This is a genomic window from Citrobacter amalonaticus, from assembly GCF_018323885.1.
GTDB lineage: Bacteria > Pseudomonadota > Gammaproteobacteria > Enterobacterales > Enterobacteriaceae > Citrobacter_A > Citrobacter_A amalonaticus.
Genome location: NZ_AP024585.1, coordinates 2,352,418 through 2,376,578, shown reverse-complemented (window position 1 = coordinate 2,376,578; position 24,161 = coordinate 2,352,418). Strand labels below are relative to the sequence as shown.

Here is a 24,161-nt window from a genome sequence, read left to right as displayed (position 1 = left end):
CGTCACTGGGGTGATTTATGACGTACGCAGTGGAGTTTGACAACGTCACGCGCCTGTATGGTGACGTGCGGGCGGTCGATGGCGTCAGTATTGCGATTAAAGACGGGGAATTTTTCTCTATGCTGGGGCCATCTGGCTCCGGCAAAACCACCTGCCTGCGCCTGATTGCCGGTTTTGAGCAGCTTTCGGGCGGTTCGATTGCTATCTTTGGCAAGCCTGCCAGCGATTTGCCGCCCTGGGAGCGGGATGTGAACACCGTGTTCCAGGACTATGCGTTGTTTCCGCACATGTCGATTCTCGATAATGTCGCCTATGGGCTGATGGTCAAAGGCATTGATAAAAAACAGCGTCATGCCCAGGCTCGCGAGGCGCTGGAGAAGGTGGCGCTGGGGTTTGTCTTTGAGCGCAAGCCGTCACAGCTTTCCGGCGGTCAGCGTCAACGGGTGGCGATCGCCCGGGCGTTGGTCAACGAGCCGCGTGTGCTGTTGCTGGATGAACCGCTCGGTGCGCTGGATCTGAAACTGCGCGAGCAGATGCAACTGGAGCTGAAAAAACTCCAGCAGTCGCTGGGGATCACGTTTATCTTCGTCACGCACGATCAGGGCGAAGCGCTGTCGATGTCCGATCGTGTGGCGGTATTTAACAACGGACGCATTGAACAGGTGGATTCACCGCGTGAGTTATACATGCGACCACGCACGCCGTTTGTTGCGGGCTTCGTCGGGACAGCGAACGTTTTTGATCCGGCGATGGCCTCGAAGGTATGCGGGATGACGGGCAGCTTCTCGCTGCGCCCGGAGCATATCCGGCTCAATGTTCCTGGCGAGATCCAGGCGCAGGGTGTGATTCAGGCGGTGCAGTATCAGGGCGCCGCCACCCGTTTTGAGCTAAAGCTTACCGGCGGTGAAAAGCTGCTGGTCAGTCAGGCTAATCAGTCGGGAGAACCCTTTGCGACCACGCTTGCGCCCGGTCAGCCGGTGATGGTCTCCTGGCCGCGCGAGGTCATGGTACCGCTGGTCGAGGAGAGGTGAATGGCAATGAACGTGCTCTCCACGCCTTCACGGCCCGGCGGCTTGAGTAGACTCACCGGTTTTTTCTGGCGTTATCCCGGGTTGGGACTGTTTTTGCTGTTGCTTGGTCCGCTGATGTGGTTTGGTATTGTCTACTTCGGCTCGCTACTGACGCTGCTGTGGCAGGGGTTTTACACCTTTGACGACTTCACCATGTCGGTAACGCCGGACCTGACGCTTGCCAATCTTCGTGCGCTGTTTAATCCCGCCAATTACGACATCATTTTACGCACGCTGACGATGGCGATCGCGGTGACGATAGCCAGTGCGATTCTGGCGTTTCCGATGGCGTGGTACATGGCGCGCTACACCCGCGGCAAGATGAAAGCGTTTTTCTATATTGCGGTCATGCTGCCAATGTGGGCGAGTTATATCGTCAAAGCCTATGCATGGACCCTGCTGCTGGCAAAAGATGGCGTGGCGCAATGGTTTCTGAACCATCTTGGTTTAGAACCTTTACTGACCAGTCTGCTGACGCTGCCAGCCGTGGGAGGAAACACGCTCTCAACGTCGGGATTAGGGCGCTTTATGGTGTTCGTCTACATCTGGCTGCCGTTCATGATCCTGCCGGTTCAGGCCGCGCTGGAGCGGTTGCCGCCGTCGCTGTTACAGGCGTCTGCCGATTTGGGCGCGCGTCCACGACAGACCTTCCGTTATGTGGTTCTGCCGCTGGCGATCCCCGGAATTGCCGCCGGTTCGATCTTCACCTTTTCCCTGACGCTGGGCGATTTCATCGTGCCGCAGTTGGTGGGACCGCCGGGGTATTTCATCGGCAACATGGTCTATTCGCAGCAGGGGGCGATTGGCAACATGCCAATGGCGGCGGCGTTTACGCTGGTACCGATCGTGCTGATAGCCCTTTATCTGGCGTTCGTGAAACGTCTGGGAGCGTTTGATGCACTCTGAGCGCGCACCGTTTTTCCTCAAACTGGCGGCCTGGGGCGGGGTTGTTTTCCTGCACTTTCCCATTCTGATCATCGCCGCCTATGCGTTTAATAGCGAGGACGCGGCCTTTAGCTTTCCCCCGCAGGGACTGACGCTGCGCTGGTTTAGCGTTGCGGCACAGCGGAGCGATATTCTGGATGCCGTGACGTTGTCACTAAAAATCGCCGCGTTATCGACGGCGATTGCGTTGGTGCTTGGCACACTGGCAGCGGCGGCGCTCTGGCGGCGTGATTTCTTCGGCAAAAACGCCATCTCGCTGTTGCTGCTGTTACCGATCGCCTTACCGGGGATTGTCACCGGTCTGGCGCTACTGACCGCGTTTAAGACGGTCAATCTCGATCCGGGTTTTTTCACCATTGTGGTCGGTCACGCGACGTTCTGCGTGGTGGTGGTGTTTAACAACGTGATAGCCCGCTTTCGTCGTACTTCATGGAGTCTGGTAGAGGCTTCTATGGATCTTGGCGCGAATGGCTGGCAAACCTTCCGCTATGTCGTGCTGCCGAATCTGGGTTCGGCGTTGCTGGCGGGGGGAATGCTGGCGTTCGCGCTGTCATTCGATGAAATCATCGTCACGACCTTTACTGCCGGTCATGAACGGACGCTGCCGCTGTGGTTGCTCAATCAGTTAGGGCGACCGCGTGACGTACCGGTGACAAACGTCGTGGCACTGCTGGTTATGCTGGTCACAACCATTCCGATTCTGGGGGCGTGGTGGCTTACGCGCGAAGGCGACAGCGTCGCCGGAAATGGTCAATAAACAACGATATGGGAAAATGCTATGCAACATCAATTACTGATTAACGGCGAGCTGGTCAAGGGTGAAGGTGAAAAGCAGCCCGTCTATAACCCTGCCACCGGCGAGGTGCTGCTGGAAATTGCAGAAGCGTCTCCCGCTCAGGTAGATGCGGCCGTCCTCGCCGCCGATCGTGCGTTTAGCGAATGGGGACAGACAACCCCGAAAGTGCGCAGTGAACTGCTGCTGAAGCTGGCGGATGTTATTGAGCAGAATGCGCATGAGTTTGCTGAACTGGAATCGCGCAACTGTGGTAAACCGCTGCATTGTGCGCTCAATGATGAGATCCCGGCGATTGTCGATGTGTTTCGCTTTTTCGCCGGTGCCGCCCGCTGTCTGAACGGTCTGGCGGCGGGGGAATATCTGGAGGGCCATACCTCGATGATTCGCCGCGACCCGGTTGGCGTGGTGGCCTCCATTGCGCCGTGGAACTATCCGCTGATGATGGCGGCATGGAAACTGGCCCCCGCGCTGGCTGCCGGTAATTGCGTGGTGATCAAACCTTCGGAAATCACGCCGCTGACCGCGCTGAAGCTGGCGGAATATGCCAAAGATATCTTCCCGCCGGGTGTGCTCAATGTGCTGTTTGGCAGAGGCAAAACGGTTGGCGATCCGCTGACCGGGCACAAGAAGGTGCGTATGGTCTCGTTAACCGGCTCCATCGCGACCGGTGAACACATCATCAGCCATACTGCGCCGTCGATTAAGCGCACGCATATGGAACTGGGCGGTAAAGCGCCGGTGATTGTGTTTGATGATGCCGATGTGGATGCGGTGGTGGAAGGTGTGCGCACCTTCGGCTTTTACAATGCCGGTCAGGACTGTACCGCCGCCTGTCGCCTCTACGCACAGAAGGGTATTTACGACGCGCTGGTGGAGAAACTGGGGGCCGCCGTAGCCAGCCTGAAAACCGGCGCACCGGAGGAGGAATCGACCGAACTGGGGCCGCTGAGTTCACTGGCGCATCTGGAGCGCGTCACTAAAGCCGTTGAAGAGGCCAAAGCGCTGGGACATATCAACGTGGTCACCGGTGGAAAAAAAGTAGAGGGGCCGGGCTATTACTTTGCCCCGACGCTTCTGGCAGGGGCTAAACAGGAAGATGCAATTGTCCAGCGAGAAGTGTTTGGTCCGGTGGTCAGTGTGACCGTCTTCGAGGATGAAGAGCAGGTGCTGGAGTGGGCCAATGATTCGCAATATGGCCTCGCGTCGTCGGTCTGGACGCGCGACGTCGGACGCGCTCACCGGGTCAGCGCGCGTCTGCAGTACGGTTGTACGTGGGTTAACACCCATTTCATGCTGGTGAGCGAAATGCCGCACGGCGGGCAGAAACTGTCCGGTTATGGCAAAGATATGTCACTTTATGGGCTGGAGGATTACACCGTGATCCGCCACGTAATGGTTAAACATTAAGGGTAATTTACGCCCGAAAGGTGGCGTGGGAAGATGATCACTCGAAGGCAGAGAGAAATATTCTCTCTGCCTGTCTGCGCCGCAAGCTCTCAAAAATTACATAAACCAGCCAAATCTCAATGAGATAAGAGCAAAAAGACCCACAGCAGCAAAGAGATTTATTAACACTACGGTTCTACTGGATACATTCATATTTGCCACCTTGCGTTAGTGCCCCTTTGTGTATAGTCCGGCATCCTGTGATCCGCAATAGTACGAACCAGGGACTTAACGTAAGCGGTCATAAAAAATGGCAAATGGTTTGACCGAAGGGGATAAAACTTGATGTATGTCAAAAAATGGAGCATATTGCGCGCGATTTATTCTTCTGGCCGGATGCCCGTAAATGTCTTTGTACCAAAAAATGTTGATGTTCTATGCGGTGATGGCCGCGATTGCCTTTCTGATCACCTGGTTTCTCTCGCACGATAAAAAACGCATCCGCTTTCTGAGCGCCTTTCTGGTCGGGGCCACCTGGCCCATGAGTTTCCCGGTGGCACTGTTGTTTTCATTGTTTTGAGCAGACATCGCCGGCATCCATTCCGGCGGAACGCTCAAACCGTTGCCAGCAGCGCGTTTAGTGCCTTTCGGTCGGCTTCAGTCACTTCCTGCGGATGCTGATATCCCTTGTTTTCCATTGCCCGGGTATACAGCGCAACCAGCCAGTCATAAACATAGCGGCTGGCGGCGTGCACCGGCTGTTCTTCCAGATGCGTCAGACGCGCCATCGGCTGGCGTTTGACCGCGCTGAAAATTGCCGTTCCTTTAGCGATTCGGCTGGCGGGTCGCTCTGTTTCTGCCACTTCGGCATAGCCGAGCCAGGCAATAAAGTTGGCGATGCAGGCGTGCAACTGAGCGCCGCAAACCTCTTCACGCTGCAATATTTGTTGCAGTTGCTGCGGCAGTTGCAGGCGATAGCTGGTGATCGCCAGGATGTCGACGACCTGACGCAGCGCAGCGGGCGTCAACCCTACACGCTGCGCCTGACTGTCATCGCGACTCCACTGGCGAATATGGTTGAGCCACAGGCGGTGCGCCTGATAGCCCGTCTCCTTGTTCTCTGACGGCTGCGGCGTATCACGGACTTCGGCGAAAAGGTCAATGGTCTCATTGAATAAACCGCTGACCTGTTCTTCACGCGGTTGCTGAATGCGGAGCAGGGTTTCAAACTGTTGAACCGCTGGTAACAAACCATCAAGCAGATCGCCGTGATGTGCCGCCTGTTGCTGTAGCTGGCGAACCACCGCTTCCGCACTGAGCGCTTCAGCAGGTTGCGCAAACATCAGTTCACGAACGCGCTGCTGATGCTGTTCGCTCAGCGCCTCCAGGCGTGCCTGACGCTGCGGGGCTGAAGTGGCTTGCGACAGCCACTCGATCAGGCGCAGCAGACTGTGATTGTCCAGCGCCTGCAGAGTGCCCCAGCGTTGGCCTGGTTTTCCCATCAGATGCTGCACCGCTTCATCAAGATTCTGTTGTGTTGTAAAGCGCGCATCTTGCGGCGTAATGGCCCATACCACGCCGGGCAACGCGGTCTCGCGCGTCGGCTGTGTATCGTGCACCCAGTTGAGCAGTATTCTGGCCGTAGACGGTGTTTGTGTGCGGGTGGCGGTGGCGTTACAGATGACCAACACATCGGGCTGTAACTGCTGGCGGTAATGCTCCAACAACCAGCCGAGTTTGGCCTGCCAGAGCGGCTGCGGGTGACTGAGCGGCGCAAGCGGAATATCCAGCAGATCGACGTTATCGAGTACGCACTCTTCGACGCTCAGTACCATCTCGCGGGTCAGCAGAGCCAGCGATGCCTGAGCCAGGCTGACGGCATTAAGTAATTTCTCATCCACGATCGGATGGACAACTACATCGCTTTGCGGCTCCTGCGAGGCCAGAAATTCCTGGGTGATAAAATTTTCAGACGGTAAGCCAAACTGATCGACCAACAGGCTCAGCGGCGCGGCGACTTCGCCGGCATGACCCGTCTGCTGGAGGACCTGCGCCAGTTGCAGCCACTGCTGCGTCAGCTCTGGCTGTTCACCCCACAGCAACGACCAGGCGCTGGCACGGGTTGAGAGATCGACCGTCGGCAGCAGCAGGGCAAACTGGTGCCACAGCGCGTCATCAATTTGCTGTTGTGAGGCGGGGATACAGCGCTGCCAGAAGCGGGCAATGGTCGCGACTTCCTGCGCCGTCACGCCCTGAACCGGGTGCAACTGACGCAGCGACTGCCACTTTTCAATACGCGATTCGATAATCGCTTTTTCCACCTGCCGGTACGCTGGCTGCGCGCAGGCCTGGGTGATGAAGATCTGCACCAGTTCTGCTTCCGTAACCAGCCGCAGGCGTAACGGCCACTCGTCATCCGGCAGTTTTTTTTGCCGTGTAAAGCGCAGCGCCATATTAGTTGGCGCGTGTCCGGGGTTGAGATGACTGAAATAGTCAAAGCTGCGGTCCGGGGTTATGACATTGACCTTACCGTTGCCGCTGCTGCACAGCGCGGCAAGGAGATGTGCTTTTGCCGCCTGCGAGTAGCCGTAAAGTCCAATGCTGGCGCGATCGTGTCGGGCGGCATTGAGCGCGGATTCGGTGGCGGCTGCGCGGTTGAGTTGGGCCAGTAGCGCATCCGCTTCGTCATCCAGCGTGACGGCATGCTGCCGGGTGCGGTTAACCCACGCGATCGCGGCCTGAGTGGTATTCAACATCTTGCTCATTTCAGGTACACGCTCCCGCTGTCAATCCAGTAATGGCTGCCGCTGTGTCGGCGGTCAGCCAGGGTATTCAGTTTTAAAGTCAGGGCATTCGCCGCCACCGGCGTGCCGTCCTGTAACCACGCATCGCTCAGCACAAACGACTCGGGGCCGGTCTCTTTGTTGCCGCCGCGCAGTTGCAAACGCACGTTTAACACGCCGTCACCGGCGATATTCTTTGCCAGATCGGCGGCGTTAATGCTCAGCGTATACAGCGGCGTCGCGGGCCAACGACTGTTCGCCAGTTGGCGAAAACCGAGCGTAACGTTACCGCGGAGCGGGAAGTGCACGCGGGTGTCGAGCTTCGCCCCGGGTTTATCAAGATCGATATCCTGATACCAGACGTTTTCCTCACGCAACGTATTCACCGTATTGTCGAGGACGCCGAGGTAACGCACGGTCGAGTAGGCGCCAATATCAGCGGCTTTAAAGTTAAAGCGCGGCAGGCGCAGATCCAGCGCCAGGCTGCACAGCATCGCGCCGACTGCGGCGGTGGATTTCGGATTGCCGATGCGTCCCTGTTGGCTGAACGGATACCATTCATGGACGCGGTAGTTATCCATCCACACCATGCGGTTGACCGGAACCGGCTGCAGATGGCGGATCAGCGCCTGAACAGCCGGGATACAGGTCGGTCTGCCGGTGACCAGCAGAACATCACAACAGTAATGTGAAATGGCTTCGCAGACCGCATGCAGTGGGGACGTCAGGGTAAACTGACCTGCCAGCATCGCCTCCTGTAACTGGCTGAACTGCACCTGTAACGGGACGCTAAAGAGATCAAACGTCGGCGAGCCCGACGGTAGAGCGTGATCAATCGCCTGCTGAATGTAATTGAGCACGTTGCGGGTCGGACGATGGTTCAGCAGATCGCCAAAGGTAGCGTGCAGTCCGGCCAGCGGATCGTTAATGTCGCTCTTCTCCCACGCAGAAAGGACCGCGTGACCGAGTGGCATAAAGAGCTGAAGCGCCGTTTGTTGTCGCAAAACGGCCTGGGTGTCGATGCGTCCGGAATCGCCAAACAGCGTGGCGAGCAGGGCAGCGGCATCCGTCACTCCCGCCTGCTGCAGCCGGGTTTGCAAGGCCGGTAAAATGCATTTCTGGATCACATCCAGCAGCATGTCGTCGCCCGCGACCTTAAAACCTTCGCGGAACAGCAGATGCGGCGTGATTTTCACATTGGCGCCGACGCCGTCGTCCAGTTGATAGTGAACAATCGCCATATCGGTGGTGCCGCCGCCGATATCAATCGAGGCCACGCGCAGCGCCCGGCCTTTCGTTTCGCCAGGTTCCGGCAGGCGATCCGGGCGGGCAAGGGTGTTGAAGAATGCTTCGCTGCGTCCGGCGTAATGGGAAATGGCTTCGTTATACAGCCAGACCAGTTGACCACAGCTGGCCTCGTCCCACTCCATCTGAATTTCTGGCACCGGAACCACGCTTTTTTCCTGCTGCTTGCGGGTGCTGAAATCTTCATCCTGCGGGTGCCAGCCCATCGCTTTCCAGACAATCGCTATCGCTTCAAACATGCGCAGACGGAAGATCTCACGCTCCTGTTTCGGCATCGCCGAAGGGAGTGTGAGGATCAATGAGCGTAACTGACGTGGGGACGCCGGGAAACCCAGACGCAGTCGGGTTGCGACACTGTTAATTTGTCCCAGCGCCTGGGCGAGGATCTCACACAGCATGTGGGTCATCAGCGTACTGCGGCTGTACTGAGGCGAAAACACCGGCAGACGGTCATCCTGCGGCAGCGAGTAGAGCGGCTGTCCATCGTCGTTCATCAGGTTCATCAGCGGAAAGGCGGTGGCAAGCGGTTCGCGCTGGGTTTTGCTGTTCATCTGGCTGAAGCGCCAGTCATGCAGTACCGGCGTTTCATCCCACAGATAGCGGCGCGGACTGGAAATGCCGCTGTTACCGTCCGTCCCCGTACGCTGCATCGCCAGCTTGCGCGCTTCGTCACCGACCCGCACAATCGACGGCCAGATGAACGCATCCTCACGGCCGCTTTCGACCGAGAAATGCTGTTTACCAAAGCGGGCTTCTGAAAATTCAAGACGACTGGTGAACAGCGGATCGTTGAGATACTGCGGTTCGCTGAGCGAACGGACCTGCAGTTCCGCCGTCTGGCGCAGCCCGTCATTGGCGTCGCCGTGATCTTCAATCAAGACGCCGCAGGTATGGGTGTTACCGACATCCAGAATCAAATCAACCGGGATCGCCGGGGTACTGAGGGTGTGGGTCACCAGTTTGACTTCCGGTACGGCGAGCTGTTCACCCAGCAGCGTCAGCAGGTTCAGCCAGTGCGCCTGATACTCAAAGTTACGCAGCGCCAGGCTGATGGCCTGCTCAGTCCGGTTTTCCTGCTGGCTGACGTGGTTGAGGAACGCCTCGCGTAGCCAGCCGTCAATCCAGGTCTGATCGAGAAAATCGGCGATCTCATCATCGCGCCAGGCGAGGGCAAAACGGGTGCCGTTCAGCAGATCGTTTTCGCCGGGCGCAAGCGAGGCGGGGGCATTCTCGCTCAACTGGCTATCGAGCGCGAGCGTCACACGATGGGTGTTGCCCGCGCTGTCGGTTTCGGCAAGCTTACGTACCTGAACGCGCGCCCAGTTGTCTGGCCCTTCAACGAAGGTGCGCGGCGGATTAAAACGCAGGAACGGCAGCGGCAGCCAGATGCCGTCGAGAACCTCCAGGGAATAATGCAGCGTTTGCGTACTTTCCGGTTTTACCACTTCCGGCTGCGAGCCCGGTCGCGCAGGCAGGGTATAGCGACCATTCGCCAGGTCGAAATCCAGACGCAGCAGGGGACCGTTGGCCGTTTTACGCACGAAGCGACCATGATGCGCGGATTCCTGCGGCGTCAGCCCGAAATCGAGAAACTGCACGCCGCTGTTTGCGATGAGCGTGACGCTCTGTTTGTAATCACACAAATTCACCAGCATAAAATCAGGCCCCTGTCTTCTTGAACGTCAACGGGATCGCGGCTTTCGCATCGAAGCGGGCGGTACAAACGGCGACATCATGAGTCCCGGCTTTGCAGGTGATTTCCGGCATTGGATAGCGTGAACCGTCGGTGCAGCGCGCATTGCCGCGACTCTTAATCATTAATTCCCCGCTCTGATGCAGCCCTGAGAAGAGCTCCGCGCGGCAGACGATGTTATCGCCGTGAACCACGCGCGCCGTGCCTTTATTGTTCTGGATCTGGTAACGCAGAGACGGCGCTTTACCGGTGACGGGATCTTTCACGTCCACCATGACGCGCCAGTTACCGTTGAGAAAGCGCGTAGTACCAGCCTTCATCTGATTCGCATCCATCACCAGCGCGTCTTTCGGGATCGCAGCAATCACCATCGGCTCATCGGCAGGTTTCTCTTTTTTCACTGGTGCAATGACCTCTGCCTGATGCAGCGGCAGCGCGACGGTGAGCGTTGGCAGAGGCGCCATTTCCGGCTGCGGCGCATTGACCACTTCCGTTGCAATGGCGGGGGCCTGCGCTTTCCACAGCAGCGGGGCGGCAATGGCGGCAACGATCACTGCGGCGACGGGCAGACTCCAGAGCGGCAGGCGACGTGACGGTTTAACCGCAACAGGCATCACCTTTTCTTCCGCGAGCGCGGGAACCGGCTGCGGTGCAATCACGGGGTCAGGCTCGCTGACCGGTACGATCGGCGTAGAGAGCAGCGGTTCATCCGCCTGGGCAAACGTCACTTCAGGCGCGGGCTCTTCGACAGGTTCTGGTTCAATGTGAATTTCCGGTTCGGGTTCTTCCTGGATACGCAGGCATTCCAGTACCTCCTCACGGATGTTCTCATTGAGATTGATAAATCCCCAAAAGGTGATGACCGGCTTGCCATCTACCAGAAAAACGTGATTCTCACCAGGAAACTGGACGGCCTTTTCCAGCAGCGAACCAAACAGTTGCAGTGACGTCTTCCCGGACTGCAGGCTTTTGCGGCTCAGCGATGCAGCGCTTTCCAGCGTCGCGGAAAGGTAGCGCAGGGCGCGAAGGCGAGCCTCTTCATCGGCGGCTTTCCACGCGACGGCTACGCCTTCAAGGGGGGAATACCAGTCAACCCGATCGCCGCTGTCGTTGACTTGTGGAATGGCGAGACAATCTACCATCGCCTGCTGTTTACGCAGACGGAGCGTTTCACGAATTTGTAGTGCTGAATCAAAGACGGCCTGGCCGCCACCGCCGACGGCCTGATAATCATCCAGATTGCCGCTGCGCAAGAGTGTTTTTGCCACGATAAGGTCCCTAAGACTTTTTCACGCATCTACTTTACGGATTCGTGGCTCAGGCAAACGGTGGAAGAGAGGCAAAAAGGGGTGAATTTTCTGGGCATAGAGGCGTTGACGTTTTCGAAAAGCCTTAACGGAAATTCTGTGGCGAAAGATCCAACAAAAATGTGCGGATTCGCATAACCTGAGACGGATTTGTTATTTTTCAGTTTTCTTAATCTATGCTCCTATAACCCCCTCAATAATAACGATGAAGGTTCATATCATGTCCACAGGGAAAACGCTGCTCGCACTGGCGCTCAGTGCAGTGCTACCGACCGGAGCCGCGTTTGCGGCAAATAACGACACGATTGTTTATTGCTCGGAAGCCTCGCCAGAATCCTTTAATCCGCAAATTGCCAGCTCTGGCCCGTCGTTTGTCGCCAGTTCGCAGGTGCTCTACAACCGGCTGATCAATTTTGACCCGGTAAAAAACACGCCGGTACCGTCGCTGGCCACGGACTGGACCATTTCTGAGGATGGCAAAACCTACACCTTTACGCTGCGTCAGGGCGTGAAGTTCAACAGCAACAAGTTCTTCAAGCCGACCCGCGACTTCAACGCCGATGACGTCATTTTCTCAGTATTACGCCAGAAAGAGGCCACGCATCCGTACCACAATGTGTCGCAGGGCAGCTATGAGTATTTCAACGACGTCGGTTTCGATAAGCTGATTAAAGAGGTGAAAAAGGTCGATGATTACCATGTACAGTTTGTGCTGAGCGAGCCAAATGCGGCGTTTCTTGCCGACTGGGGCATGGATTTTGCCTCGATCCTCTCGGCGGAATACGCCGACGCGATGCTGAAAAAAGGGACACCGGAAAACGTCGATAACTGGCCGATTGGTACCGGGCCGTACGTGCTCCAGCAGTACAAGCAGGATTCGCAAATTCGCTATCTGGCAAATCCGAATTACTGGGACGGAGAGGTGCCGACAAAGCATCTGATCTTCTCCATCACGCCAAACGTGCAGACGCGAATGGCGAAACTGCAAACCAACGAATGTCAGATTATCCCGGCGCCATCGCCGGTACAGTTCGACGAAATCAAAAAGAATAAAGACCTGACGCTGCATGCCGTTGAGGCGCTCAACGTCGGTTATCTGGCCTTCAACACCGAGAAAAAGCCGTTTGATAACGTGCTGGTGCGTCAGGCGCTGAACTACGCCACCGATAAACAGGCGATTGTGAAGGCCGTTTTCCTCGATTCGGCGAAAGTGGCAAAATCCCCGATCCCGCCGAATATGATGGGTTTTAACCCGGAACTGAAGGATTACGCATACGATCCGGAAAAAGCGAAAGAGCTGCTGAAGCAGGCCGGGCAGGAAAAAGGGTTTGAGGTGACGCTCTGGTCGATGCCGGTGCAGCGACCGTATAACCCCAACTCGCGACGCATTGCCGAGATGATTCAAAGCGACTGGGCAAAAGTGGGCGTGAAGGCGAAGATTGTCTCTTACGAGTGGGGCGAATACCTTTCCGGTATGCGTAAAGGCGAACATGACAGCGCGCTGTTTGGCTGGATGTCGGATAACGGCGACCCGGACAACTTTGCCGATGTGTTGCTGGGTTGCAACAGCATCAAAACCGGATCGAATGCCGCACGTTGGTGTGATAAGGAGTATGATTCACTGGTCCTGAAAGCGAAGCGGGTCAGCAAGCCGGAAGAGCGTGTGAAACTCTACCAGCAGGCGCAAGAGATCTATTATCAGCAGGCGCCGTGGATTGCGCTGGCAAACGGCAAAACGTTCTACGCCACGCGCAGCAACGTGACCGGTTATAGCGTCAGCCTGATGGGCAGTGATTTTTCGAAAGCAAAACTGAATTAAGGAGTTTTTATGTCGCACCTGGATGAGGTCAGCGCCCGTGTCGATGCCGCTATTGATGAGGGCGTCATTACCCATATGAATGAACTGCTGATAGCCCTGAGCGATGATGCGCAGTTAAGCCGTGACGATCGCTACACGCAGCAGCAGCGGCTAAGAACCGCAATTGCGCATCACGGTCGTCAGCATAAGGAAGATATGGAAGCGCGTCGCGAACAACTCACGAAAGGCGGCACGATCCTTTGATTTAGTCTCTGTAGTGCCGGATGACGCTGCGCTGACTTGGCCTATGGCGATGGATATGTGTAGGCCTGATAAGCGTAGCGCCATCAGGCATTAAAACTGGCGTCTCGCCACCAGCCAGGCGCCGACCACCAGCATCACTGCGCCGCAGACCGGGCCGATCAAGGCTCTTAGCGGGACGCCGTGACTGCGCAAAATATCCAGTACGAGACCGCCAATGAGCTGGCTGGCGACCAGCACCGCAATCGTGGTCGCAGCCCCCACATGCTGATAGCCGCTAATGCTGGCGAAAACGAAAAACGAGCCCAGCAGACCCGGAATCAGCGTCCACCAGCGCACGCTGGCGGCCAGTTCACCAAATCCCGCCATTCCCTGTTTGAACCACAGAATGCTGACAAACAGCACAATTCCGACCAGCGAGTTCAGCAACATGGCGATCAGGATGGTCGATGAGGTCTGCGTAATCCGCACCATCAGAGTGTTTTGCACCACCAGGCCGATACCAGCGGCGATCAGAAAGGTGAGGGTGAGCGACTGGTTCATCCGTGCGCGTCCGGTTCGTGGCGATCGTCAAGCTGCAACTGCATAAAGGTCAGATCCAGCCAGCGGCCAAATTTGGTGCCTACCTGCGGCATCTGCGCTGTGGTGTTAAACCCGAGCGTTTCATGTAAATGCAATGAGGCGTGGTTGTGCGATTCGATACCGGCAACCATCACATGCTTACCACAGCGGCGAGCTTCCTCGATTAACCGGCTCAGTAACTGGCGTCCCAGCCCTTTTCCCTGATGATCCGGATGGACATAAACCGAATGTTCGACGGTATGGCGGAAGCCATCAAAGTTACGCCAGTCCCCAAAGGAGGCATATCCCGTGACAACGTCACCTTCCACGCTCACCAGTACCGGATAACCCAGCGCCTGTCGTGCCTCATACCAAGCGATGCGGTTATCGGTATCGACCGTCTGGTCGTTCCAGATGGCCGCCGTGTGCAGCACCGCATGGTTATAGATCTCTGCGATGGCGGCGCAATCCTCTTTGCTGGCGAATCGAATAGACATGTTGAACCTCAGGGGTTGTACACTATAGTATTACGATATGAATACTATTGAAGACAGCATAAATCAACGGATCAGCGCAAGAATTCGCCTTGAACGTGAATCCCGCAGCTGGTCGCTAACCGATCTGGCTGAACGGGCGGGTGTGTCGCGCGCGATGATCCACAAAATTGAACGCGGTGAAAGTAGTCCAACGGCGACGCTGCTTGGCAGGCTCTCCGGGGCGTTTGGCATCAGTATGTCCACGCTGATTGCCCGTGCTGAAATGCAGGAGGGCAAACTGTCCCGTTTCGCCGATCAGCCCGTCTGGCGCGACCCGCAAAGCCACTATCTGCGCCGCCATGTGTCGCCGCGCAGCGATTTGCCGATCGATCTGGTGCAAATTGAATTGCCGGCGGGCAGCGATATCCCGATGCCTGCCTCATCGTATGTTCAGGCCCGGCAACTGATCTGGCTGCAGCAGGGCGAACTGGTGTTTATGGAAGGTGACACGCGCCACGAGATGAAGGCGGGTGACTGCCTGGAACTGGGGCCGCCGAATGACTGTCGTTTTATCAATGAGACAACGCAACCCTGTGTTTACCTCGTTGTGCGCTTAAACCAGGCCGGGAGTTAATGACCGCCGCGGCCTGCTACTATTGATGGATTCATGCTAAAAGCAGAGGAGAACATCATGGCTCAACAAACACACCGTAACCGTCGCTGGGTATTAGCATCCCGACCCCATGGCGCACCGGTGGCAGAGAATTTCCGTCTGGAAGAGGACGATGTCGCCACCCCTGGCGAAGGCCAGGTTTTACTGCGCACTGTTTATCTGTCGCTCGATCCGTATATGCGTGGGCGCATGAGCGATGAGCCGTCATACTCGCCGCCGGTGGAGATTGGCGGGGTGATGGTGGGCGGCACCGTCAGTCGTGTGGTGGCGTCAAATCACCCCGACTATAAACCGGGTGAATGGGTGCTGAGTTACAGCGGCTGGCAGGATTACGATATTTCCGACGGCACGGGACTGGTGAAGCTTGGAGACAATCCTGAAAATCCGTCGTGGGCGCTCGGCGTGCTGGGGATGCCTGGATTCACCGCCTATATGGGATTACTGGACATCGGCCAGCCAAAAGCGGGCGAGACGCTGGTCGTAGCGGCCGCCACGGGGCCTGTCGGCGCCACGGTTGGACAAATTGGGAAACTGAAGGGCTGTCGCGTGGTGGGCGTGGCTGGCGGAGCGGAAAAATGCCGTCATGCTACCGAGGTGCTGGGCTTCGATCTCTGTCTGGACCATCATGCCAGCGATTTTGCTGAACAACTGGCGAAAGCCTGCCCGCAAGGCATTGATGTCTACTACGAAAACGTGGGCGGGAAAGTGTTTGATGCCGTGCTGCCGTTACTGAACACCTCGGCGCGAATTCCTCTTTGTGGTCTGGTCAGCGGTTATAACGCGACAAACTTACCGGCTGGGCCTGACAGACTGCCGCTGCTGATGGCGACCCTGCTGAAAAAACGGATCCGTATGCAGGGCTTTATCATCGGTCAGGATTACGGACATCGTCTTCACGAATTCCAGCAGGAGATGGGACGCTGGGTGAAAGAGGGGAAAATCCATTATCGTGAGCAGGTTACCGACGGACTGGAGAACGCGCCGCAAACCTTTATCGGCCTGTTGACCGGTAAAAACTTTGGTAAAGTGGTGATACGCCTCGCCGACGACGCGTAAACCATACCTGGCGGCGAGAGCCGCCATAAAAAAATGGGCAAATTTTTAAATTCCAGCTTTAATTATTTAGGGTATATATCACCGCGTAACCGACGAATAATCTGTCGGCGTTGTTAATAAAACGCGGGTAAAGTACTATTCATTACGTTTCACATTTTTTAAACCAGGCGATATTTATATCAATTAGGCGATTTAGCTTAATTGCGATTGGCTATGTTATGAGGTGAAGAAACAGAATGCCTGGTATGGAAAAAACGCAACATATAAGTTTGACCACGCAAGTTGAAAGAGGGCTAAAAGACAAATTAAGCATTGGCGCATTACGTCCTGGCACCAGGCTAATCACTAAAAATATCGCGCAGGAGCTGGGGATCAGTATCACCCCGGTTCGGGAAGCGCTATTACGCCTGGTCTCCGCAAACGCATTGGCTATCGCGCCTGCACAAGCCTTTATGGTTCCGGATATTACGATGACGCATTTTAGCGAAATCATACACATCCGCTGCGAGCTTGAAGGCATGGCGGTAATGACGGCGACGGACGAGGTGACGGCGGAGCGGATGGAGATTCTGCAAGCGCTTCTGGCGGACTATCAGCTGGCCCACGAGAGCGGTACGGTCGAGGATCGCCTGCTGGCAAACCGGGCGCTGCGCTTCAAAATCTATCAGTTTGCGAATATGCCCACCCTGGTCGAAATGATCGAACAGCTTTGGGTACGCATGGGGCCGAGTCTGCATTTTCTCTATGACAGGGCGAAGCATGACGCTTATCAACACAACGTCGGGCATTATCAGGAATTACTGAATGCGATGGCGGCGGGAAATAAAGACGCCAGCCGTCATTGTTTAATTGACCTTATCAATAAAAATGTAGCGATAATTAAACAACAGTACCATCATTAAGTCTGGCTTAAATATAGCGGGGAATATCCCCGCTAGTACGTTATGAATAATCGATTTTACTCAAAACGCCAGGCCAGATTGACACCTACACCGTAGTTTCGTCCTGGCGCCGGTTCGTAGTAGCGGCCATTCGATTCATTCACGATAACTGAGCCGACATACTCTTTGTCGAACAGATTATCGACACGACCGAACACGTCCACCGTCAGGCTGCTGACGGTGAATTTATAGCCGGTATTCAGGCCGACAACAGTATAAGACGGGGCTTTGGCGGTGTTCTCATCGTCAGCCATGATATCGCCCATATAGCGCGCTTCGGCTCCTGCGTACCAACCTTCATCAGGCACGTAGCCCAGCGAAGCAAACCCCATGTTCCGCGCGATGCCGGGCATTCGGTTACCATTGCAGTTCTGGTCACGACACACGTTACTGCGATAAGTGGCATCCAGCCAGGTCCAGGAAGCGTTGAACCGCCAGTTTCCGGCAAAGCGTTGATCCCAGGCGAGCTCCGCCCCCTGGCGGCGCGTCTTCCCGGCATTCTTATAGGTCGTGCGTCCGCCGCTACTGGAATCAACCACCAGTTCATCGTCGGTATCGGTCTGGAAAAGCGCCGCCGTCAGCAATCCATCGCCGATCCGGGTTTTGCTGCCGATTTCTACCGTATCGTTGGTTGAAGGTTTGAGACCAAAATTCATCCCGCTTTGCCCGTCTGCACGGTAAGAAAGCTCGTTGATGGTCGGCGTTTCGTAGCCCCGGCCCGCAGCGAGATAGACGTTCCAGGCGTCGGTTAAGGCGTATTTCAGCGAACCGGCAGGTAACCACTGATGGTAACTGGCGTCACCGCTGTCATCGCCATTGCCTGGCGTGACGTAATGATCGTTGGAATCGAACCACACCGAACTGTAGCGCACGCCAGCATCCAGCGAGAGTTTGTCGGTCAGTTGCCACTGGGTTTGCAGATAGGGATCCACGTTCCACATCAGGTTACGTTCATCGCGGCGCAGATCGCCTTTCTGACCGTACTCCGGTACGCCATTATTCAGTCGATAGTTGTTATAGCCTTTGCGGTTTTCGCTCATGTTTTCGTAGTTCAAACCGGTGGTGAAGGTTACGGGGACGCCCAGTTCACCGCGATGCGTCCAGCGACTGTCGATACCCTGGTAATGGCGCTGCAAAGCGATCACGCCGCCCGCATGAGATGGGCGACGCTGTGGCGCCATAGGTATCGACTGATACTGCGTGGTTTCGCGCTCTCCGGCGTACATCATGATGCTCATGTCATCCTGCGCGCTGAGTTGGCGTTCATAACGCAATCCGGCCTGGGTCTGCTTGATGGTTTTGCGCGTGTTGTATTGTTCAGCGCGGGGGGATTGTTGAGGGTCCGCCCGCCATTCCGCTTCAGTCAGACCACCCGGATCGTCGGCTTTAATATCGACGCTATTGAAAATCAGACTCAGCTTGCTGGCGTCATCGATACGTACGCCCAGTTTTGCGTTGGCCAGATTTTTTTGCGCGCCGCTGCGATCGCGATAGCCGTGGGTGGTGAAACGGGTAGTGGAGACCGTGTAATCCACGTCGCCCGCCTGAGTACCATCACCCATCGCGCCCGTGGCTTTCAGCCCATAACGCCAGCTCCCGAAACTACCGTAATAGCTGCTCGCTTCTATCGTCGGCGGCTGTTGACCGGTTTGGGTCGTGACATTCATCACGCCGCCGGAAGCATTACCGTATAGCGCAGAGAAGGGACCGCGCAGCACTTCAACGTTCTGTACGCTGCTGAGATCAATGTTCGATGTCTGCCCCTGACCGTCCGGCATCGTCGCCGGAATGCCGTCCACATACAGACGAATGCCGCGGATCCCATAGGTGGATCGGGAGCCGAACCCACGCATCGAGATCTGCAAATCCTGCGCATAGTTTTGCCGGTTTTGCACCTGAAGTCCCGGCACGCGGGTCAGTGATTCCGACAGGTTGATGCGCGGCGCGGCCAGACGCATATCTTCACCGTCAACGACGCTGACGGCTGCAGGGGTATCCAGTTCTGATATCGCCTGGGGTGAAGCGCTGACGATCATTGTCTGGTCATCGCCAGCCTCATCTGCCATAACCGACGATGAGAACACAAGCGGGAGAAAAAGTGCGGGTACTGTGATATGTCGTGTGGAAATAATATTCATGAAAAAGGCCAGTTAAATTGAACGTACCCAGAGGTATGTAAGTTCTATGTTAATGGATTTGTAAATATTTGAAAATTTTAACGGCACGATGCGTTAAAAATTAATGAGGAAATTAAGAAGATTGTAGCCAGAATGCGAATAAATGCTCCACATTCACATGAATAATGATTACCATTCCCATCTATAAACAAGAGCAATACCAGGATGTTGCTCGTTGAAGCGATGTGAAGCAGCAAAATAGCTATTTATCAAAGGGAGTCGTCATGCATTTTCGTCATCTGTTCTCACCGCGTCTGCGGGGTTCATTGCTGTTAGGTTCACTGCTGGTTGCTTCTTCCTTCAGCGCTCAGGCTGCAGAAGACCTGCTGCGTAAAGGTGTGGGCAAAGGCGCCTACGAAATGGCCTTCAGCCAGCAGGAAAACGCCCTGTGGCTGGCGACCTCGCAAAGCCGCAAACTGGACAAGGGCGGTATCGTCTATCGTCTTGATCCGGTGACGCTGGACGTCACGCAGGTTATCCACAACGATCTCAAACCGTTTGGTGCCACCATCAATAATGCGACCCAGACGCTGTGGTTTGGCAACACGGTCAACAGTGCGGTGACGGCCATTGATGCGAAAACGAGTGAAGTGAAAGGGCGACTGGTTCTCGACGCCCGTAAGCGCTCAGAAGAGGTACGTCCGCTGCAGCCGCGTGAGCTGGTTGTCGATGAAGCGACCAATACGGTTTATATCAGTGGTCTCGGTAAAGAGAGCGTGATTTGGGTGGTGGATGGCGAAAAAATTGCGCTGAAAGAGACGATCCAGAATACCGGTAAAATGGGCGCGGGCCTGGCGATCGACAGCCAGGCGAAACGTCTGTACACCACCAATGCCGATGGCGAATTCATTACTATCGATACTGCCACCAACAAGATCCTCAGCCGTAAAAAACTGTTGGAGGATGGCAAAGAGCACTTCTTCATCAACCTGAGCCTTGATACAGCAGGTCATCGCGCATTTGTGACCGACTCAAAAGCGGCTGAAGTGGTGGTTGTCGATACCCGCAACGGCAACGTGCTGGCGAAAGTCGCGGCGCCGGAGTCGCTGGCCATTCTGTTCAACCCAACGCGTAACGAAGTGTACGTCACGCACCGTCAGGCGGGTAAAGTGAGCGTGATTGACGCGAAGAGTTACAACGTGGTGAAAACGTTTGATACGCCAACCTTCCCGAACAGCCTGGCGCTGTCCGCCGATGGCAAAACGCTGTACGTAAGCGTGAAGCAGAAATCTACGCGTGAGAAAGAAGCCACTGAACCGGATGATGTGATTCGCATCGCCCTGTAAAGTAAAAGGCCTGCACCGTGTGCAGGCCTTGTTGTTTATGGCGCGCTGCGGTGTATTTCCGCCACTCGCTTACGCACGCCGTACCAACCGGCGACCAGCAGGATGGCAATCAGCGGCAGGGAAGCAATGGTCCATGTCCCGTTCGGATAATCGAAGGCCATCAGCACCAGCACGCTCAACAGGAACAGCAGCGTTAACCACGAGGTAAACGGCGCGCCAGGCAGTTTGAAGCTGACATCGGCGGCTTTTCCTTCTTTGATTGCCTGACGCAGACGCAGCTGGCAGACCACAATAAAGCCCCATGAAGCGATGATCCCCAGTGACGCAAAGTTCAGCACGATTTCGAAGACCTGCGATGGCACCAGATAGTTGAGAAAAACTCCAACAACGTACACCGCCAGCGTCGCCAGAATTCCCGCGTAGGGCACATGCTGACGACTCATCTTACTCATGAATTTTGGCGCAGATCCGCCCATCGCCATCGAACGCAAAATGCGCCCGGTGCAATAGAGGCCGGAGTTCAGGCTGGAGAGGGCGGCAGTCAGCACGACAATGTTCATAATGCTGCCAATGTAAGGCACGCCGAGCTTCGAGAAGAAAGTCACAAACGGGCTTTGTCCCGCCTGATAGGCGTTCCATGGCAACAGCAGCACCAGCAGTACCACAGAACCGACGTAGAACAGGCCGATACGCCAGATCACGCTGTTGATGGCTTTAGGCACCATCGTCTGCGGATCTTTACATTCACCGGCGGCGGTTCCCACCAGTTCGATAGACGCAAAGGCAAAGACCACCCCTTGTACCAGCACCAGCGCCGGCAGCAGGCCGTGGGGGAAGAATCCGCCGTTATCGGTAATCAGATGAAAACCGGTGGCGTTACCGTCCAGCGGTTTACCCGAGCCGAGGAAAATCGTCCCGACCACCAGAAAGAGCACAATGGCCAGCACTTTGACCAGTGCAAACCAGAACTCCATCTCCGCAAACCACTTCACGCCAATCATGTTCATGGTGCCGACGATCGCCAGCGCGCCAAGGGCGAAAACCCACTGCGGAACATCACCAAACGCCCCCCAGTAATGCATATACAGCGCGACGGCGGTGATATCGACGATACCCGTCATTGCCCAGTTGATGAAGTACATCCATCCCGCGACGTAGGCGGCTTTCTCACCGAGAAATTCACGGGCGTACGACACGAAGCTGCCGCTGGAAGGGCGGTGTAAAACCAGTTCGCCCAATGCGCGCAAAATAAAGAATGAAAAGATCCCGCAGACCAGATAGACCAGCGCCAGCGCGGGACCTGCCATTTGCAGGCGCGCACCGGCGCCCAAAAATAACCCGGTCCCAATGGCGCCGCCGATGGCGATCATCTGGACCTGACGGTTGCCCATCGCTTTGTGATACCCCTCTTCATGGGCATTCAACCAGCGTCGTTTCGCCGCGTGCTGCTCCGACACCGTTGTTTCTTGTGTATTCATTACGTTACCTGTTTACCTGTCTGATAAATCGAACCTTTTGCCGCAACTCCCCGGCGCGACGCCGGTGATGCTTCCCATCATTCTGGGTAGGGATAACACCACCGGCGGAGCATCCTACCTGCAAATAATAAACGGTGCAAAATAGTCCATTTAAAATGATCAGATTGCGTAATAATCAACCAAAACTGAAGTGGAATCCCGCTCTGAACAGGCAGAGCGGGAGGGGGATTAGGCGGAGGTGCCGAAGACGCTCACCGCCTGTTGCAGGCGTGAGGAGCGCCGGGAAAGACTGCCGGCGGCATCCCTGACGCTTTCCACCATCGCGGCGTTGTTATCGGTCATGGTGCCGATGCGGGAGATCGAATCGTTGATCAGTTCCAGCGCCTGGGTTTGTTCACGCGTCGCAAGGCCAATTTCTCTGATCATGGTCGACATCTGGAACACGTCCTCGATCATCCCGGTCAGATGGGTTTCCGTCTGCTCAACCATGCTCACGCCGGCATTGACGTTGGCGACGTTCTTCTCAATCAGCGAGGTAATCTCTTTGGCTGCTGACGCGGAGTGTTGCGCCAGATTCCGCACCTCGGCGGCAACGACCGCAAACCCACGTCCGGACTCACCGGCGCGCGCGGCTTCGACCGCTGCGTTAAGCGCGAGGATATTGGTCTGGAAAGCAATACTGTCGATCACGCCAATGATGTCGACGATCTGCCCGTTATCACGGGAAATCGATTGCATCATGCCGATCGTCTGCTTCATAAAATCGCCCCCTTCGCTGGCGTTAGCGCTGGTTCTGTCCGCCATCGTCATGGTTTGTGCGGCGGTATCCGCCGTTTGCTGTACTGCGCTGCCAATCTCTTCAATGGCTGCCGCGGTTTGTTGTAGATTGGCCGAGGTCTCTTCGGAACGCTTATGCAACGCCGTGCCTTCCTGACTGACGCGCTTGCTGATTTCCTGAATCCCGGCAATTTGCGTACTCACATCATCCACCAGTGAATTCAGATTTAATCCGGCCTGATTAACCAGACGCATCATCATCCCCAGTTCATCGACACGATTTAAATGAATGCTGTCGGGCTTTCGCCCGGCGACCACTTTCTGCATCTGGGCCAGGATCTGTTTAACCGGATGACAAATTTGATACTTAAGGTAAATAGCCAGCAGCAAAAATAAGAGGGTAAATGCGCCTGCCTGAATAAGCGGATTAATGGCTAAGAAAATAATACCCAAGGTGAGAAACAGACTGATACCGATAGCATAATTGACACGTTGACGGATGGACAACCATTTAAATGCCGACAAACAAGCCAGTACACCACGACGGATAATAATTCCCTTAAATAAACGATGCCCCTTGAAATTGTTATTATTTATCTTGTGATAAAGCTGCTCGCTTTGCTCAATTTCCTGTCGCGCGGGAACGGTACGTACCGAGATGTATCCGGTTAATTGTTCGTTATGCCAGACGGGGGTGACGTTGGCGCGAACCCAGTAATGATCGCCGTTATGACGGCGGTTCTTGACCATGCCGGTCCAGCTGTCGCCCTGTTGCAGGGTAAACCACATATCGGCAAATGCAGCAGGCGGCATATCCGGGTGACGGATGATATTGTGCGGCTCGCCCATCAGTTGATTTTCGCCAAATCCGCTGGCGTCGATAAACGCTGAATTCGCATAGGTAATATGGCTTTGCGTATTCGTTGTCGATAACAGCGTCGTTTTCTCGTTAAGTAAATACTCTTTCTGTGTAACAGGGATGTTACTTCTCATGAAAGACTCCTGGTGATGCTGTGCGGAATAAACACAAAAGTCCGTCAGCCTGGGCTGACGGATAATAAAGATTGATGTATTTAGAATGCTGCATTCTCTACTAAACATAAGAATGGCGAAAGTATTTAAAATGAAATTTACAGGCTTTAATTAAACTGTGATGTCATTAAAATGAAAAATAAATACATCTGCGTAACCTGTGAAGGTAGGCGTGCTCCCTTAAGTAAAACCTGACCGATAAAAAAATGACAAAAAGACAATATGATTGTGCAATTACGGTTAACATCATAAGTTTTACAGACCTATTAATTTTCGTAGGGGGCAGACGGGAAGAACAGTGAGAAAGCCATGCCAGAAATGCAGGTTACTCTACACTTAGAGTTTTAACCTGCAGGAGGC

Annotated in this window: 20 protein-coding genes; 11 read left to right on the top strand and 9 right to left on the bottom strand. The window is 55.4% G+C overall.

The window, feature by feature from the left end; translation table 11 throughout:
- Positions 1 to 17: 17 nt before the first annotated feature.
- The 4 genes from KI228_RS11145 to patD are packed head-to-tail and all read left to right on the top strand — an operon-like array spanning position 18 to position 4,218.
- A complete protein-coding gene (locus KI228_RS11145) occupies positions 18 to 1,031 on the top strand; it encodes an ABC transporter ATP-binding protein (protein ID WP_044267088.1) in 1,014 nt (337 codons plus the stop codon).
- Positions 1,032 to 1,976, top strand: a complete 945-nt coding sequence (locus tag KI228_RS11140) for an ABC transporter permease (protein ID WP_061070097.1) — start codon at positions 1,032 to 1,034, stop codon at positions 1,974 to 1,976.
- The gene (locus tag KI228_RS11135) at positions 1,966 to 2,772 is read left to right on the top strand and encodes an ABC transporter permease (RefSeq protein ID WP_043000649.1); all 807 of its coding nucleotides are present in this window, start codon (positions 1,966 to 1,968) and stop codon (positions 2,770 to 2,772) included. Before KI228_RS11140 ends, KI228_RS11135 begins: the two co-directional genes overlap by 11 nt.
- Positions 2,773 to 2,793: 21 nt before the next feature.
- Positions 2,794 to 4,218, top strand: coding sequence for an aminobutyraldehyde dehydrogenase (gene patD, locus KI228_RS11130; RefSeq protein WP_043000650.1), 1,425 nt, complete (start codon positions 2,794 to 2,796; stop codon positions 4,216 to 4,218).
- 96 nt (positions 4,219 to 4,314) lie between these two features.
- Here the strand turns inward: patD and yncL are convergent, their stop codons facing one another.
- On the bottom strand, positions 4,315 to 4,410 hold the full coding sequence (gene yncL / locus KI228_RS11125; protein WP_071887673.1) for a stress response membrane protein YncL: 96 nt from the start codon (positions 4,408 to 4,410) through the stop codon (positions 4,315 to 4,317).
- 193 nt (positions 4,411 to 4,603) lie between these two features.
- Between yncL and ortT the strand changes: the two genes are divergently transcribed.
- Entirely contained in the window at positions 4,604 to 4,777 is a 174-nt protein-coding gene (ortT, locus tag KI228_RS11120) for an orphan toxin OrtT (protein WP_042318948.1), read from the top strand.
- A gap of 34 nt (positions 4,778 to 4,811) precedes the next feature.
- Here ortT and KI228_RS11115 read toward each other — a convergent pair whose 3' ends face one another.
- From KI228_RS11115 to KI228_RS11105, 3 genes are read right to left on the bottom strand one after another with little or no spacing between them, the layout of a single operon-like run.
- The gene (locus KI228_RS11115; RefSeq protein WP_141227528.1) at positions 4,812 to 6,962 is read right to left on the bottom strand and encodes a virulence factor SrfC family protein; all 2,151 of its coding nucleotides are present in this window, start codon (positions 6,960 to 6,962) and stop codon (positions 4,812 to 4,814) included.
- Positions 6,959 to 9,940 carry a virulence factor SrfB gene (locus KI228_RS11110; RefSeq protein ID WP_061070099.1) on the bottom strand — a complete coding sequence of 994 codons (2,982 nt, stop codon included), beginning with the start codon at positions 9,938 to 9,940 and terminating at the stop codon, positions 6,959 to 6,961. The genes KI228_RS11115 and KI228_RS11110 overlap by 4 nt, the downstream gene beginning before the upstream one ends.
- Before the next feature lie 4 nt (positions 9,941 to 9,944).
- A complete protein-coding gene (locus KI228_RS11105) occupies positions 9,945 to 11,246 on the bottom strand; it encodes an SrfA family protein (protein ID WP_061070100.1) in 1,302 nt (433 codons plus the stop codon).
- Positions 11,247 to 11,505: 259 nt separating this feature from the next.
- Here KI228_RS11105 and KI228_RS11100 point away from each other — a divergent pair, with 259 nt between their 5' ends.
- Together KI228_RS11100 and KI228_RS11095 are read left to right on the top strand one after the other, a co-directional pair.
- Positions 11,506 to 13,104: an ABC transporter substrate-binding protein gene (locus KI228_RS11100; RefSeq protein ID WP_044267075.1), complete on the top strand. Its 1,599-nt coding sequence runs from the start codon at positions 11,506 to 11,508 to the stop codon at positions 13,102 to 13,104.
- Between the two features lie 9 nt (positions 13,105 to 13,113).
- Entirely contained in the window at positions 13,114 to 13,347 is a 234-nt protein-coding gene (locus KI228_RS11095) for a YdcY family protein (RefSeq protein ID WP_044267074.1), read from the top strand.
- A 90-nt stretch (positions 13,348 to 13,437) separates the two neighbouring features.
- On the opposite strand, the gene KI228_RS11090 is transcribed toward KI228_RS11095, so the two are convergent.
- Together KI228_RS11090 and KI228_RS11085 are read right to left on the bottom strand one after the other, a co-directional pair.
- Entirely contained in the window at positions 13,438 to 13,887 is a 450-nt protein-coding gene (locus KI228_RS11090) for a DMT family transporter (RefSeq protein ID WP_043000656.1), read from the bottom strand.
- On the bottom strand, positions 13,884 to 14,402 hold the full coding sequence (locus KI228_RS11085) for a GNAT family N-acetyltransferase (protein WP_061070101.1): 519 nt from the start codon (positions 14,400 to 14,402) through the stop codon (positions 13,884 to 13,886). Before KI228_RS11085 ends, KI228_RS11090 begins: the two co-directional genes overlap by 4 nt.
- A gap of 37 nt (positions 14,403 to 14,439) precedes the next feature.
- Between KI228_RS11085 and KI228_RS11080 the strand changes: the two genes are divergently transcribed.
- The 3 genes from KI228_RS11080 to KI228_RS11070 all read left to right on the top strand — a co-directional run bounded on the left by KI228_RS11080 (position 14,440) and on the right by KI228_RS11070 (position 17,012).
- Positions 14,440 to 15,015, top strand: coding sequence for a helix-turn-helix domain-containing protein (locus tag KI228_RS11080; RefSeq protein ID WP_044327434.1), 576 nt, complete (start codon positions 14,440 to 14,442; stop codon positions 15,013 to 15,015).
- Positions 15,016 to 15,072: 57 nt separating this feature from the next.
- A complete protein-coding gene (locus KI228_RS11075; RefSeq protein ID WP_044327435.1) occupies positions 15,073 to 16,110 on the top strand; it encodes an NADP-dependent oxidoreductase in 1,038 nt (345 codons plus the stop codon).
- 236 nt (positions 16,111 to 16,346) lie between these two features.
- Positions 16,347 to 17,012: a GntR family transcriptional regulator gene (locus KI228_RS11070; RefSeq protein ID WP_061070102.1), complete on the top strand. Its 666-nt coding sequence runs from the start codon at positions 16,347 to 16,349 to the stop codon at positions 17,010 to 17,012.
- A 56-nt stretch (positions 17,013 to 17,068) separates the two neighbouring features.
- Here the strand turns inward: KI228_RS11070 and pqqU are convergent, their stop codons facing one another.
- The gene (gene pqqU / locus KI228_RS11065) at positions 17,069 to 19,189 is read right to left on the bottom strand and encodes a TonB-dependent receptor PqqU (RefSeq protein ID WP_061070103.1); all 2,121 of its coding nucleotides are present in this window, start codon (positions 19,187 to 19,189) and stop codon (positions 17,069 to 17,071) included.
- A 263-nt stretch (positions 19,190 to 19,452) separates the two neighbouring features.
- On the opposite strand from pqqU, the gene yncE reads away from it, so the two are divergent.
- Positions 19,453 to 20,514 carry a 7-bladed beta-propeller protein YncE gene (gene yncE / locus KI228_RS11060; protein ID WP_044257908.1) on the top strand — a complete coding sequence of 354 codons (1,062 nt, stop codon included), beginning with the start codon at positions 19,453 to 19,455 and terminating at the stop codon, positions 20,512 to 20,514.
- Positions 20,515 to 20,549: 35 nt separating this feature from the next.
- On the opposite strand, the gene ansP is transcribed toward yncE, so the two are convergent.
- The gene (gene ansP / locus KI228_RS11055; protein ID WP_044267069.1) at positions 20,550 to 21,992 is read right to left on the bottom strand and encodes an L-asparagine permease; all 1,443 of its coding nucleotides are present in this window, start codon (positions 21,990 to 21,992) and stop codon (positions 20,550 to 20,552) included.
- Positions 21,993 to 22,220: 228 nt separating this feature from the next.
- The gene (locus KI228_RS11050; protein WP_043000664.1) at positions 22,221 to 23,762 is read right to left on the bottom strand and encodes a methyl-accepting chemotaxis protein; all 1,542 of its coding nucleotides are present in this window, start codon (positions 23,760 to 23,762) and stop codon (positions 22,221 to 22,223) included.
- Between the last annotated feature and the right edge of the window lie 399 nt (positions 23,763 to 24,161).

Bases quoted from the DNA above. Each gene is read 5' to 3' on its own strand.
- KI228_RS11100 (WP_044267075.1), top strand. From the start codon at position 11,506: ATGTCCACAGGGAAAACGCTGCTCGCACTGGCGCTCAGTGCAGTGCTA.
- KI228_RS11110 (WP_061070099.1), bottom strand. From the start codon at position 9,940: ATGCTGGTGAATTTGTGTGATTACAAACAGAGCGTCACGCTCATCGCA.
- KI228_RS11095 (WP_044267074.1), top strand. From the start codon at position 13,114: ATGTCGCACCTGGATGAGGTCAGCGCCCGTGTCGATGCCGCTATTGAT.
- yncL (WP_071887673.1), bottom strand. From the start codon at position 4,410: ATGAATGTATCCAGTAGAACCGTAGTGTTAATAAATCTCTTTGCTGCT.
- KI228_RS11070 (WP_061070102.1), top strand. From the start codon at position 16,347: ATGCCTGGTATGGAAAAAACGCAACATATAAGTTTGACCACGCAAGTT.
- KI228_RS11140 (WP_061070097.1), top strand. From the start codon at position 1,032: ATGGCAATGAACGTGCTCTCCACGCCTTCACGGCCCGGCGGCTTGAGT.
- KI228_RS11135 (WP_043000649.1), top strand. From the start codon at position 1,966: ATGCACTCTGAGCGCGCACCGTTTTTCCTCAAACTGGCGGCCTGGGGC.
- yncE (WP_044257908.1), top strand. From the start codon at position 19,453: ATGCATTTTCGTCATCTGTTCTCACCGCGTCTGCGGGGTTCATTGCTG.
- KI228_RS11085 (WP_061070101.1), bottom strand. From the start codon at position 14,402: ATGTCTATTCGATTCGCCAGCAAAGAGGATTGCGCCGCCATCGCAGAG.
- KI228_RS11080 (WP_044327434.1), top strand. From the start codon at position 14,440: ATGAATACTATTGAAGACAGCATAAATCAACGGATCAGCGCAAGAATT.
- patD (WP_043000650.1), top strand. From the start codon at position 2,794: ATGCAACATCAATTACTGATTAACGGCGAGCTGGTCAAGGGTGAAGGT.
- pqqU (WP_061070103.1), bottom strand. From the start codon at position 19,189: ATGAATATTATTTCCACACGACATATCACAGTACCCGCACTTTTTCTC.
- KI228_RS11145 (WP_044267088.1), top strand. From the start codon at position 18: ATGACGTACGCAGTGGAGTTTGACAACGTCACGCGCCTGTATGGTGAC.
- KI228_RS11115 (WP_141227528.1), bottom strand. From the start codon at position 6,962: ATGAGCAAGATGTTGAATACCACTCAGGCCGCGATCGCGTGGGTTAAC.
- ansP (WP_044267069.1), bottom strand. From the start codon at position 21,992: ATGAATACACAAGAAACAACGGTGTCGGAGCAGCACGCGGCGAAACGA.
- KI228_RS11090 (WP_043000656.1), bottom strand. From the start codon at position 13,887: ATGAACCAGTCGCTCACCCTCACCTTTCTGATCGCCGCTGGTATCGGC.
- KI228_RS11050 (WP_043000664.1), bottom strand. From the start codon at position 23,762: ATGAGAAGTAACATCCCTGTTACACAGAAAGAGTATTTACTTAACGAG.
- KI228_RS11075 (WP_044327435.1), top strand. From the start codon at position 15,073: ATGGCTCAACAAACACACCGTAACCGTCGCTGGGTATTAGCATCCCGA.
- ortT (WP_042318948.1), top strand. From the start codon at position 4,604: ATGTCTTTGTACCAAAAAATGTTGATGTTCTATGCGGTGATGGCCGCG.